Source organism: Parabacteroides distasonis (assembly GCF_004793765.1).
Taxonomy (GTDB): domain Bacteria; phylum Bacteroidota; class Bacteroidia; order Bacteroidales; family Tannerellaceae; genus Parabacteroides; species Parabacteroides distasonis_A.
This window is the reverse complement of sequence record NZ_SRYM01000031.1, coordinates 17,444-31,085: the sequence shown is the minus strand read 5'-3', so window position 1 is coordinate 31,085 and position 13,642 is coordinate 17,444. Positions and strand designations below refer to the sequence as shown.

At 46.7% G+C, this 13,642-nt stretch carries 6 protein-coding genes; 2 read left to right on the top strand and 4 right to left on the bottom strand.

What is annotated here, in order from left to right; translation table 11 throughout:
* Nucleotides 1-8: 8 nt before the first annotated feature.
* The 3 genes from E5342_RS11425 to E5342_RS11415 form a co-directional block, all read right to left on the bottom strand.
* Nucleotides 9-3,044: an efflux RND transporter permease subunit gene (locus E5342_RS11425; protein ID WP_121735384.1), complete on the bottom strand. Its 3,036-nt coding sequence runs from the start codon at nucleotides 3,042-3,044 to the stop codon at nucleotides 9-11.
* A gap of 11 nt (nucleotides 3,045-3,055) precedes the next feature.
* Complete coding sequence (locus E5342_RS11420) at nucleotides 3,056-4,156, bottom strand: efflux RND transporter periplasmic adaptor subunit (RefSeq protein ID WP_168354479.1); 1,101 nt, start codon at nucleotides 4,154-4,156, stop codon at nucleotides 3,056-3,058.
* A gap of 329 nt (nucleotides 4,157-4,485) precedes the next feature.
* A complete protein-coding gene (locus tag E5342_RS11415; RefSeq protein WP_135959404.1) occupies nucleotides 4,486-4,920 on the bottom strand; it encodes a DUF6078 family protein in 435 nt (144 codons plus the stop codon).
* 344 nt (nucleotides 4,921-5,264) lie between these two features.
* Here E5342_RS11415 and E5342_RS11410 point away from each other — a divergent pair, with 344 nt between their 5' ends.
* Nucleotides 5,265-8,672 carry a DUF6383 domain-containing protein gene (locus E5342_RS11410; RefSeq protein ID WP_135959403.1) on the top strand — a complete coding sequence of 1,136 codons (3,408 nt, stop codon included), beginning with the start codon at nucleotides 5,265-5,267 and terminating at the stop codon, nucleotides 8,670-8,672.
* Nucleotides 8,673-9,180: 508 nt separating this feature from the next.
* Here E5342_RS11410 and E5342_RS11405 read toward each other — a convergent pair.
* A complete protein-coding gene (locus tag E5342_RS11405) occupies nucleotides 9,181-11,841 on the bottom strand; it encodes a transglutaminase domain-containing protein (RefSeq protein WP_246867100.1) in 2,661 nt (886 codons plus the stop codon).
* Nucleotides 11,842-12,061: 220 nt separating this feature from the next.
* On the opposite strand from E5342_RS11405, the gene E5342_RS11400 reads away from it, so the two are divergent.
* A complete protein-coding gene (locus tag E5342_RS11400; protein WP_121735390.1) occupies nucleotides 12,062-13,561 on the top strand; it encodes a potassium/proton antiporter in 1,500 nt (499 codons plus the stop codon).
* Nucleotides 13,562-13,642 lie beyond the last annotated feature (81 nt).

Genomic DNA, 13,642 nt, shown 5'->3' with positions numbered 1-13,642 from the left:
TTTATTTATTATTCAGTAATGTTCTTTTTCCGGTCGGTGGATATAAACGAATACATGGCCGGTACGATAAACAAGGTCAAGAAGGTGGATACCAACATTCCGCCTACTACCGCTACACCCATGGCGATACGCCCTTGGGCACCCTCGCCAGTAGCGTATACCAACGGTACCAAACCGAGGATGGTCGATACGCTGGTCATCAAGATCGGGCGCAGACGCTGGGTCGCGGACGATCGGATCGCTTCCGGCAAACCAAATCCCGACTCTTGCCGCTGATTGGCGAACTCTACGATCAAGATACCGTTCTTCGCCACCAAACCAATCAACATAATGATACCGATCTGGCTGAATATATTCATCGTGATACCCGAATAACTCATGAACATCAATGCGCCGGCGATAGCCAAAGGTACGGTGAACATCACTACCAACGGGTCTTTGAAACTCTCGAACTGGGCGGCCAATACCAAATAAATCATCAATAAGGCCAAGATCATGGCGAACATCAAACTGGAAGAACTCTCACGGAACTCTTTCGACTCGCCGGAAAGGGCGGTACGGAAACTACCATCCAGCACCTCCGAGGCGATACGATCCATCTCGTCCAGACCATCGCCGATCGTGTATCCTTTATTCAATCCACTGGTAACCGTCGCCGATACGAAACGGTTATAGCGGTACAATTGGGGCGGCGCTACGTTTTCCGTAACCTTAACCAAGTTATCCAACTGGATCATTTCCCCATTGTTGCTACGTACATAGATCGATTTTAAATCGACAGGGGTATTTCGTTGCTGGCGGTTGATCTCGCCCAATATCTGGTATTGCTTACCATTCATATAGAAATAGCCCATACGCTGTCCGCTCAACGCATATTGCAAGGTCTGGGCGATGTTCCGGGTGCTGACACCCAATAGCGACGCCTTATCCCGGTCGATCTCGATACGTGCCTCCGGCTTGGTGAAGCGCAAGTTCACGTCCGCCATCTGGAAGACCGGGCTCTCGTTCACCTTTTGCATAAACGTGGGCAGGAACTCTTGCAGTTTATCCAAGGTCGGGGCCTGTAATACGTATTGGACAGGCATACCGCCCCGTCGTCCGCCGAAGGTGGATTGCTGCTGTACGAAGGCACGGGCCAAGGTCTCTTTGCGAACCTCTTTCGACAAGATCTCGGCGATCTCCATCTGCGAGCGTTCCCGCTCCTTGATATCGCTTAATATGAGGTTAATCGAACCTCCTCCTTCCCACGAGCGGGTCATGATGGATTGCTTCTCGGGAGCGATGGAGTCGGCTATTTGCTCGATACGATCCGCATAGTCGCGGATAAACTCGAAGGTGGCGCCTTCCGGCCCGCGCATATTCACGGAGATCATGGAACGGTCCTCCAAAGGCGATAACTCGGAACGAATGTTCTTCCAGAAGTACCCGATTGATCCGAAGAGAAGGATAACGATAGGGATCGACCATATCTTATGGTTCAGGAACGCGTTCAACGACTTGGCGTAGATCGTGTTCAATCCCTCGAAGAACGGCTCGGTCTTCCGATAGAACCAGTTTTTCTTCTCTCTCCTCTTCAATAGCTTGGTAGCCAACATCGGTGTGAACGTAAGGGCCACGAACGAGGAGATAGCGACCGAACCGGCGATCACGATACTGAACTCCTTGAACAAACGCCCCGTCATACCTTCCATAAAAACGATCGGCAAGAATACGGAGATCAGGGTGATCGTGGTAGATATCACGGCGAAGAAGATCTCTTTCGATCCTTCGATACCCGCCTCTTTCGGCGACATACCTTGCTCGATACGCACATATATATTCTCCGCCACCACGATCGCGTCGTCTACCACCAGGCCTACCGAGAGCACGACCGCCAACATCGTCAATACGTTGATGGAGAATCCGGAGATATACATCACGAAGAAAGCGCCTACCAACGATACGGGGATAACGACGACAGGAACCAGCGTGACCCGCCAGTCGCGGAGGAACAAGAAGATAATCAATACGACCAAGAGGAAAGCCTCGTAGATCGTCTGTTGTACCTCACCGATAGAGGCCCGGATAAAGCGGGTGTTGTCATACATCATCTCGATCGTGACGTCCTCCGGCAAGTCCTTTTGTAATTGCTCGATACGCTTGCAGGCCTCGTCGGCGATCTCGATATGGTTGGCTCCCGGTTGGGGGATGATAACGGTCATAACCATCGGCTCGCCGTTCTTCTTCAGCAAACTCCGCAAGTCCTCGGGGGCTACCTCCGCACGTCCGATATCGCTGAAGCGCACGATGTTGTTATTGTCTTCCTTGATAATTAAATCGTTGAATTCCTTGGCGGTATGCATCAATCCTAAGGTACGGATAGATAAGGAGATCGTATTACCCTCGATACTACCGGAGGGAAGCTCCACGTTCTCGTTATCGACAGCGTTTTTCACGTCCATCGGGGTCACTCCGTAACCTGCCATCTTGATCGGGTCCAGCCATAGGCGCATGGAATATCGTTTTTGTCCCCAGATATCCACGCCACTCACGTTCTCGATGGTCTGCAAACGCTCTTTCACCGTTAGCTCGGCGATCTCGCTCAACTCCATCAACGAGCGTTTGTTACTTCGGATGGCGATCTGCATGATCGGGGAGGCGTCGGCGTCCGCTTTCGATACCGTAGGTGGGTCGCAGTCGCGGGGAAGGTAGCGTTGGGCACGAGATACCTTGTCACGTACGTCGTTTGCCGCCGTTTCCATATCCACGGACAACTCGAACTCTACCGTGATGCGGCTGCTGCCTTGGCTACTCACGCTACTCAATGAACGGATACCCGGGATACCGTTGATATTCTGTTCTAACGGCTCGGTGATCTGGTTCATGATCACGTCGGCGTTCGCTCCGGGATAAGATACGTTGACCGAGATAATCGGCTGGTCTACGCTCGGGAACTCCCGGACGCCAAGGAACCGGTAACCGATAAAGCCGAACAGGAGGATGACCAGCATCATCACTGTCGAGAGTACGGGCCGGTTTATACTGGTTTCTGAAATATTTGCCATCGTTCTTCTCCTTATTCAGTCAAGTTGTCAATAGATACTTTCATGCTGGTACGCAATTGCATCACGCCGGACGTGATCAACGTATCGCCCACGCTCAGTCCTTGCAATACCTGTACACGGCTTTCGGTTCGTATACCGATCGTGATTTCTTGAGGCTCGGCTACGCCGTTCTTATATAAATAAACGATGTCTTTTCCCATCTCGGGGATAATGGCCTCGCTGGGGATGGCTAGGGCATCCTTGATCTCCCGCTTGCTGATCTCGACGGAGGTATAACGGCCGGGTAAGATATTCTCGCCCGGATTCGGGTAAGTGGCACGTACCTTCAAGGTGCGGGTCGTCATGTCTACCTTGCTTTCCACGGCGTAAACGGTCGCCTTATAGTTCTGCATCATGCCGCCTTTCTCCATGCGGAATAGGATTGGGGTTCCGTCATGCACCTCGGCCGCATAGCTCTCGGGTATGGAGAACTCGATTTTCAACGGGGATATCTTGGTCAACTTCGCGATTACGGAAGAGGAGGAGGTAACATACGCGCCCTCACTCACGGAGCGAAGTCCGATGATCCCGTCGAAAGGAGCCCGAAGCTCTGTCTGGGCGATATTCGCTTTGACTAGCTCGATATCCGCCATTAGTTTCTCGTATTCGGTGGCTACTTGCTCGTAGGCTTCTTGGCTGACGGCGTCTTTCTCCAGCAAGGTACGTTGGCGATAGACACGGTCCTTGGCCAAAGGGACTTGGGCTTCCAGCTTCTTTAGCTGGGCTTGCAGCGGCTTGTCATTGATTTTGGCCAACAGATCGCCCGCCTTTACGTGGGTACCTTCCGTGAAATAGATGGCTACCACCTTACCGGAGGACTCGAAAGCCAAATCCACCTCTTCGTCCGGAAGGGTACTTCCGGTACTCATGATCTTATCGGTTAATGATTGGTATTTCAATACCTCGGCATTGATGTTAAGTGTCTGGTTTCGCTGGCTCGTGCCCGGTGTGGGTACGACTGAAGCGGCATCTTGGGATGCCTTGAACTTGTTTTTCAATTGAGGGTAAGCGATCATTCCCGTTATCATCAATAAGATAGCCGCTGAAACTCCCCATTTCGCTCTCTTTGTCATCATGTTCTCGTATGGTATTTACTAAAATTTGTTACTCCAAAATATATAATCAAACGCAAGTATAGACATCCGTTACGTGAAAAGGTTTAATCAAAGATGCTATTTTTTGAGAAACATGTTCTTTACTTGACGGATCGTCTTTCTTAGTGTCGCATATTCTGCCACGTGCGTGACAATATTTTGCCATCTACGTGACAATGTTTTGCCATGCGGGTGGCAAAGTATTGCCATAAGCATGACAATGCCTTGTCATCCGGGATGACAGTCCTTTGTCAGAGGCGATGTCAAGGTATTGCCAATAGGCAAAGGAATATATTTCCATTAGACGATCACCAGTCGTAAGTCTCGAAGTAAGCGTCGAACTCCTTAGGCTTGTCCACCCCATGTTGCTTGAGGATACTCAACACGGCTCGTTGCTCGGCCGGCGATAAGGGTCGTTCGCCTTTCCGGACGCGATAGTAGGTGCGCTGGTTGAAAAAACGGATCAGGTTAAGTGAGACGGCCTGCATTTGCTTGTGAGGCAGGTTGTCCAGTATATTTATGAATCCCCGGGCGTAGCGCACCTTCTTATTCGACCGATAGTAGGGGCAATCTTTTTCCATCGCGGCGATGTGTTTGGGGCTGACGACTTGCCAAAAGGCGATATGGCTGGGTATACTTCTCTCGGCCAGTTGCCTAAGGCAAGTATCGGCTTTGGGACATTCCCGGTTGAGGCATAGAGCGTACAGGTGAGGGATGATCGTGGGATCTAGCTTTTCTTCCATATGTTTGATTTGTTTATCCTGCGAATATAGCGATTCTTATTCTATTTCCCTTCCGAATATGTGCTTGAAGCCGAAATCGGTGAAGAACTTGCGCTGTGCGCCAGTATCGGCATGGGGCTGTGCCTATATCGGTGTGGCCTTATACGTATATCGGCGTAGGGCTACACGTATACTGGCGTTGGCTTACTCAATCTGCATTTTAATGTACGCACGTACATTATATTATATGTGGAAAACGACTATTATAAATGATGGTTTAGACTCGCCGTTTTCGAACGATAGTAGGCTATCGGAATGTGGATAAGTACTTAATTAACACTATTATTAATATTAAATTTTAGATTATGAACAAAAAGTTTTCTACTTTGCTTGTCGGTGCTATGTTAGCATCTGCTATGTCGGTAGGGGCGCAGACTGGGGTTCAAAAGTATGAGTCTAACAAGACTTACTTGTTAGGTGATGGTGTGAACTTCATTTCTGTTGTTGCTGATCCCGATGCGGGGGATTATGGAAAATTGGTGTCTTTACCAGCGGCTCAGGTTAAAGCAACTATCCAAAACACGAGTAATTCCTTGTGGTCTGTAACTGTTACTCAGGGCGCGAATGGTAACGCCCCTAAGTTTACTTACGTGAACAAGGCTACAGGCTTGACCTTGGCGGTCGACGCTAGTAAATTGGATAAGGATACTCCTTCTGTTCCGGCAGTTATTGGGGGTGCGACTTCCGAGTGGTTAAATACGGTTTTGACAGATGCGGGTTCTGGCAAGAAATTGCAGGCTGAAGTCTTGAGATCTTATTTGAACGCTAATACGGTTGCTTATTTGGAATCTACCCCTGCGGGTTTGGTTGTTAAAAAGGCGGCTGCTAATGCTGTTCCTGCCAATGCTTTCAAGGTAGCTCCTTATGAGGCTGCTTTGGTTACCAATATCGATGCGGAAGCACTGAATTCACAATTAGGTACGGCTCCTGAGGGTTGGTTCAACTTGTCTTTCGACAAGGATGTAACGTCTAAAGGGTCTAACTTGTTTGCTAATACGGCTTTGAAAGCTGTGAATGTTAGAGGGACAAAGTATGTAATGTTGATGGCTAAGGATAAGAAGGCTTATGACAAACAAGCTTATATCGTGGCTGATACGCTTTATCATTCAGGCACAGAGTCTGTAGGTCAGTTGGTTAAGTTCGCTTATGCCAATGTAGACGAGCAGACAGAGGGTAAGGGCGCTAATAAGCTGGCTCGTTTACCAGAGGCTTATATGTTCGACTTTGATTATTCTCCTAGTGATGAGCGTTTGATTATCAAAGTAAGGAACTATAAGAAGAAAGGAACAAAGGTTCCTGTTGATGGTGTAGATGGTGCTTATACGGAATGGAGTGAGAATGTAGGAGCAACAGATGACTACTACTTGCGTTTGGCTACTTTGACTACGGCTCGTGAGTTAACGATCGCTTCTGAAGCTTCTTCTGTTGCTGATGCGGCTACTACTCCGGGTTGGAATGACAAAGCGAACGGTATGTTGACTAAGGTTTCTATCGGCATAAGCGCAAATGCTTATGTTCCGACAACTTTAGCGGAAGGTATCTATATGATCCAATTGCGTACTTCTGGTTATAACAAGCGGGGATATGAGAGAACTGACCAATCTGATGGTGATTATTTCATCGCTAACTTGGCGGGTGATTTTAAATATATGCCGCAACAGAGGAATCAGAACTTCGATCACATGCCTGCCGCTCATTGGGTTGTGAAGAAGAACTCTTCTTCCGCTACTTCTCCGGTTACTATCCAAAACCGTGAGTTTGATGATCTATTGACTATTTCGGGTCAATTATTTAAGGCTGGTGACAACAAGTTCTTTGTGAACCAATTGAGTGGTGATACATTGGATTTCATTCCGGTATCTAAAGAAAGCGTAGAGAACGATAAGCTTGGTTACAAGTATGTAACGGAGTTGGATACAGATGTAGAGCGTTATTTGTTCAACTACTTGCATGGTTTGGCCGATGATAAGTTCTTGAGCGTACCGAGCGATAAGGACTCTATCGTACGTGTAGACGAGAACGGTACGAAGTCTAGCTTCCGTTTGGAAATTGCCGTAAAAGACGATAAGTATGGTTATGATGACAAGTTGGTGAGAAATGTATATCGCATTGTTGATAACTGGGGACGTAGCTTAGGCTATGACCAAAAGACTAAGAAGTATGTTTTGTCAGAAACTGCTTATGGTACGTATTTCTTGAAAGAGAACAATGACAAGAGTGGTAAGCATTTCTATACGATTATTCCGGCAAATCTATACTATGGTGTAGATAAAGAAGGAAAATCCTTTATTGCTGTAAAGGATCAGGCAATTAAGAACTATGCTTCTGGTACTGAGTCTGAAGTTTCTTTTAGATCTAATGATTATGCTTCTTCTAAATTGTCTGTAGATGACAATACATTGGATTTGGTAAACGGTGATATCAATGATAAGTTTATATCTGGTAATTTTGAGGCTCGTAACTCCGCCTTCTCTGTAGAGATCGATGACGCTCCGTTATATCGTCGTTTCAACATCAAGGCTTTAGGTGAGAGCGAAACGGACGGTGCGCAATGCTTGGCATTCGTTGAGAATGTTCGTCGCGAGTACTTGATGGATGAGATGAACCCGAACTTGCAAGACAAGAAGGTTGATTACGCAGGTATCTGGAATGCGGAGCAAGCTAAAGGCAAATTGTTCTTCCATGTGGATACGGCTTGGGTGAAACGTGGTTTGGGTGAGATCAAACCTCAATACTTGATCTCTGTCGCTCGTAACGATCAAGAAGGTGTTGCTACAGAGCCTTGTACAGAGGCTGGCCCTCATATCGACGCTGATGGTCATATTACGGACGATCCTTACAAGTGTGTACACGCTACTCGCGGTAAATTAGGTTTCGTTTACGGTAAGTACATGGTGAACTTCTCTGATTCCGCTCAGGTATTGGTAGACGCTGAAGCTAAGAAGAATCCGTATATGGTTAATTCCCAAAACGCAAGCAACAATAGCTACACTCGCGTAGGTTTCGTTCCGGCTATTAAGGTAGGTGACAGTTTGGTTGTATTGACAAATGGCTTCGAAAAGATGGAACCGGCTAAGTTGGATACGGCAGAAATCTATAAGAACTACCGTGCTAACAAGTTAACTCACTTTATCGTAGACTTGACAGGCGACAAGCACAAGAATGTAACTTGGTCATTCCGCTATGTAAATCCGGAGACTGCTTTGAAGGCTACTGAAAACAACGATGCTAACGCATTCTTGATTGAGTCTAATGTTTATTCATTCGATTATGATAATGATAATGCAGATGACAAGTATAGAACAGTTATAGGTGACGGTAATTTGAATCGTGCGATCGCTCCTACTTATGGTGCCGCTTGGTTGAAGATGCACAATGGTTGCTTGGTATTGACTGATAATGGCTCTCAATTCGATGTAGCTAAGACTAACAATGACGGTGCGTTGGTATTCAACGTAGAGCAAATGGCTGAGGGTGATGAGTTCGTAACTTCCAACGACGAAATCGCCGCTGAGGGTATCGCTATCGTAGCCGGCAACGGTACGGTAACTATCCAGGGCGCAGCCGGTAAGTCTGTAGTTATCACGAACATCCTTGGTAAGGTAGTCGCTGAGACCGTTCTTACTTCTGATAACGCTACAATCGCAGTACCGGCTGGTATCGTAGCCGTGGCTGTAGACGGTGAGGAAGCTGTAAAGGCTATCGTAAAATAAGGTTTATAAAGAAATAACATAAATCGAAAACTCATTCCCGTGCGGATATAGCTCCAAGTACTCCGTGACGGACGAACAGGCGGGAATGGATTAATATTAATACTAAAGTAATAAATTAAAGTTCATCCGCCATTACCTCCGTGAGGAGGGAGGGCGGGAAAAGAATAAGGGAAACGTGTGTCTTATGTACTGCGTTTCCCTTTATTTTTCTAAACTTAAATCCGTATTGTACGAAAAACATATTTGACGGTAAATTCAGTATTTACTTAGGGATGTTCTTTATCATCTGCCTTTTTTCGTTGTTGTTTGAGTATATGCCAGGGATGTGTCAGTACGATATAGAGGCAAGTGTCATGACGGATAATACTATTATTCATAATAAGTTGAGGATGATAGGATTTGAAGAAGTCACGTCATTTGTTTTCATGGAGAAAGGATACAACCGAATACAAAAGAGGCGGCCTTATAGATAGAGCCGCCCCTTCTTAATTCTCCTACGAGCCTGTTGTTATAGCTTATGTATGACTTTCATTAACTGCTCGCCTAAGCCAATTGTATAGCCTTGAGAGACAAATACGACACGGTTGAACGTATCGGCGATCAAGAAGATCGGCAAGGTATTGGCATTTTGCAATTTCATCGCTGTAGCCATTTCCTTTTGGATCGCCCCGTCGATATCCAGACCGTACGTAATCGTGCCCGGTAAATCGCCGAACTCTTTCGGATCGAAGTTCTTATAACCCTTCTCGTCCGGGAAGAGAAGCACGATGCCTCGTCCCCAATCCTCCAGTTCCTTCTTTACGGCGGCAATATCACGCATCGCATGGTTCGTTGGTTCTTGGCGGGAGCCTAGAAGCGCTACGATATAATAACCACGTCCGGTCGTTGCCAGTAAGCTGGTTTCCTCACCGTTGTCCACACGTTTGAATTTATTCTCGGAGTTAAAGTTACCGATCACCTGTATTTCATCCTTATTTTCACGCATCTCTAATTTGATCGGGACGGTCTTGTCTGCCTCCACATTGAAAAACTCGATCTCGGCCAATACGCTACCATTTGCCATACGAGTACCGGTCACTAACATATAATTACCTTCATCCATAGACAACGGGTTTTTCAATAATCCGCTCCAAGTATCTCCCAAGCCCATATCTACGTTACCGCCTCTCTCAAAATTCAAGGTCTGTAAAGTACCGTTCGGCAAAACCTTGGCGATCGTGAAGTGACTGTAATATTTCGGGTCTTGTAGTGCTTTGATCGGCAGGTAAGAAGCGATTACCTTGCCTTGTTTGGCGGTTGTCTGTACGGCAGCCTCGAAATCGACGTCTATCCAAGTGTTGTCCTTGAAGTACTGGATCTTGCGGGCTACCGGCTCGATACGTGCCGGAATACCTAAGCTACGAGCCACGGCCACGAAAAAGATATTACGGGAACCCTTATCTGCGATGCGAGATTTCCAGACACCCATCGGCATGATTGGAATACGTTGTGCGTTTAGTGCGTCGTTAATGGAGACGTTATTTTTCACCCAATCTACCAATGCCTGCGGGTTCTCTACGGCTTGCTTCGCCAAGGAAGGTTCAATGTTTGCGGCGAAGAAACTCTTGTAAGGAGTTAGGAACTCATTAGCTACACGGGGATTCATGATATATTCATTGAACCATTCGTTTTGAACGGTCGGCGTATTGTTCAAATGGTCCGTGAAGACAGATGCGGGTGTATCACGTAGATCCTTAGCGGATACGACATCCAATAAAGCCATTGCCTGCTCACGTTTCTCGGCGGGAGTCTCCCGTAAGAACTTCTCGATCTCCATCCAGTTGCCGCGGCTACCGATCATGAAATCCTCCGTCTTCATCGGATCGATACCCAATTCTTTCGCTAAAGCCTCCGCTTTCTCTTCCGTATAGAACGTGGCTACATATTTATTACGGATAGCGTCTTCCTCCAATAAGCGTTTGGCGTTCGCTTCCTTTTGCTCCGGTGTAACTTCCGCAGGGATAGAGCCGTCCACCGGTGGTACGATATCTAGGGCGATCGTCTCCACATCTCCCGGTTTCTTATTCAAGGCGATCGTAACCTCTCCGTCCTTGCCGAAAGAAACCTTGCTGTAGCCGAACTTGCCGTCTTTGCTGGCCCATACCAACATATCCCCTTTTCCGGCGGATAACGAGCATTTACCATCTGCGTCCGTCTTCTTGCGGGCTACGCTGTTGAACTCGGCATAATTATAAATCTTGAATTCAACCAGAGCGTCCTTCACCGGCTTGCCATTGGCATCCGTAACCGTGATAACTGCTTTGGCCGAAGGCGCGTAATTATCGATCACGTTGATCTCGGTATACCCATCGGTACGTTCCATGACATCCTCTGGGCCATTGTATTTACCAAATACCTTCGTGTGCATCAACATGCCCCGGTAAGCAGGGCCGTTGAACCAACCCAGATTCAATACCGGCTCCGGCTCGCAAGCGCCGAGGAAATACCATTTACCATTCACCCAAGCTTCTACCCATGCGTGGTTATCGTCCGTATGCGCCCAGCGAGGCGTATATACCTGACGTGCGGGGATACCCACGGAACGTAAAGCGGCTACTGTGAAGGTAGACTCCTCGCCGCAACGACCGTAAGCGGTCTTTACAGATGCCAAAGGGGAACTTGTGCGGCTATCGGAAGGAGTATAGATAACCTTCTCATGGCACCAGTGATTCACTTCCAGTACTGCGTTGTACAACGAGAGACCTTTCACTCGGTCTTTCAATTCATCAAAGAAAACCATGCGGCTTTCATCCAGATTCTCATTGTTGACTCGTACCGGCAATACGAAATGGCGGAAGATATCCTCAGGGATGCTATCGCCCCAAGGCATCTCATTCCGTGCTTGGAAAGAGGAACGGATGTTTTTCAAATAGAAATCGCCATTATAGTCCGTGATGTCTCCAATCGGCATATAGGCGTACATGAAGGTTAACGCCTCTCTCTCTTCGGGAGTCATTTGATCGTTAAATACTGCGAAAAGGTTTCCGTTAGGCAGAGCGGCCTGTTTCGCTTGGAAAGCGTTCTCAACCTCAGCTCGGTAAGCGGCGTCGGTAATAAAATGTTGTTGGTTGTTACAGCTCGTCCATACGAGTAATGTAAACACCAGTGCGAATAGATGTTTTTTGTTCATAAAGTGGATATGTATGTTTGCCAAAAGTAATGATTCTATGCGAGATAGAAAAATTCTCGAACAATTTGTAAGAAAGATTTGTTTTTCTATGGAAAGAATAAATTCAGTCTTCTTGTAAATATGAGACCGGATTTCTTCTTTTTGTGTGATTATAATTGCAAAAAGTTTACGAACTTTGTGACAAAGTATCAAATCACTAATCATAAAACCCGTTTTGCGTATGTTTCAAAATCCTGAGCAAGTGCTATTAATAGCCTCCGTGATCCTGTTTTTTAGTATATTCGCCGGTAAGGCCGGTTATCGTTTTGGTTTACCCGCTTTGTTGTTGTTCCTTGGTGTGGGGATGTTGTTTGGCAGTGATGGCCTGGGTATCCAGTTCAGTGATCCGAATGTAGCCCAATTTATAGGTATGTTGGCGTTGAGTATTATCTTGTTCTCGGGTGGTATGGATACGAAAGTGGCGGAGGTCAAACCTATCGCCTCGCAGGGTGTGGTATTAGCCACGCTCGGAGTACTGGCTACGACTTTTATCACGGGCGGGTTTATCTATTGGTTATTTGGTTTATTTGGCAAATATGTTACGTTGACTTTCCCGGAGTCTTTATTGCTGGCAGCGGTTATGTCTTCTACGGACTCAGCCTCGGTTTTTTCAATTTTGCGCAGTAAAGGGGTTTATTTGAAAGAGCGTCTGCGTCCTACCTTGGAGCTGGAGAGTGGTAGTAATGACCCGATGGCTTATATGCTTACCTTGCTTCTGATCGCTTACATACAAAGCGGAGGTATGAATATTTGGGAAGCCGGGCTATCTTTGGTCATTCAATTATCGGTGGGAGCTATCGCCGGTTTCTTATTGGGGAAACTAGCCGTGTTGATTATCAATAAGATCGATATAGATAACGAGTCTTTGTATCCGATCCTTTTATTGGCTACGGCTTTCTTCACCTTCGCCGCAACGACCTTATGTAAAGGTAATGGCTATTTAGCGGTATATATCGCTGGTTTGGTGGTTGGTAACGCTAAGATTGTTCATAAGAAAAGTATGGGGACGTTCTTTGACGGTTTCGCTTGGTTGTGGCAGATCGTGATGTTCCTTACGTTAGGTTTGCTGGTGAATCCACATGAGTTATTGCCGGTGGCAAGCGTGGGTGTGCTGGTGGGGGTCTTTATGATCTTAATTGCCCGTCCGATTAGCGTGTTCCTTTGCTTGATACCTTATAAGAATTTCTCTTTCAAGGGTAAACTATATATATCATGGGTGGGATTACGTGGGGCGGTTCCAATTATTTTTGCTACCTATCCGATGATCGCTGGGATTGAGCATGCCAGTATGTTCTTTAATATCGTATTCTTTATCACGATTCTTTCTTTGCTGATCCAAGGAACCACGGTTACCCAAGCCGCTAAATGGCTGGATATGGTGGATGAGCCGGAAAGAAAGGATGAGTTTGGCATCGAACTTCCCGAGGAGATCAAGAGTGCAATGAGCGAGATCGATATTACCCCGGCGGTATTATCCCATGGAAATAAATTGATGCAGTTGACTTTACCTGATCATACCTTGGCGGTGATGGTGAAACGGGAAGGCCGCTATTTTATCCCGAAAGGAAATACGGAATTAAAGGAGAATGATAAGTTGTTAATGATCTCCGATAATGACGAGGCGCTTTTGCAGGCCTATGATTCCTTAGGGGTGAAGGATTATACGATGAAGAAAAACTAATGATATTCGTGTTTAAGTAGGGGCGGTGTGTCAATTTGATATTATCAGTATTTGATACACCGCCCTTATCATTATTAGCAG

What these genes read in the sequence shown, in the direction of transcription:
- E5342_RS11425 (WP_121735384.1), bottom strand. Translation starts at nt 3,044, where the DNA reads ATGGCAAATATTTCAGAAACCAGTATAAACCGGCCCGTACTCTCGACA.
- E5342_RS11420 (WP_168354479.1), bottom strand. Translation starts at nt 4,156, where the DNA reads ATGACAAAGAGAGCGAAATGGGGAGTTTCAGCGGCTATCTTATTGATG.
- E5342_RS11415 (WP_135959404.1), bottom strand. Translation starts at nt 4,920, where the DNA reads ATGGAAGAAAAGCTAGATCCCACGATCATCCCTCACCTGTACGCTCTA.
- E5342_RS11410 (WP_135959403.1), top strand. Translation starts at nt 5,265, where the DNA reads ATGAACAAAAAGTTTTCTACTTTGCTTGTCGGTGCTATGTTAGCATCT.
- E5342_RS11405 (WP_246867100.1), bottom strand. Translation starts at nt 11,841, where the DNA reads ATGAACAAAAAACATCTATTCGCACTGGTGTTTACATTACTCGTATGG.
- E5342_RS11400 (WP_121735390.1), top strand. Translation starts at nt 12,062, where the DNA reads ATGTTTCAAAATCCTGAGCAAGTGCTATTAATAGCCTCCGTGATCCTG.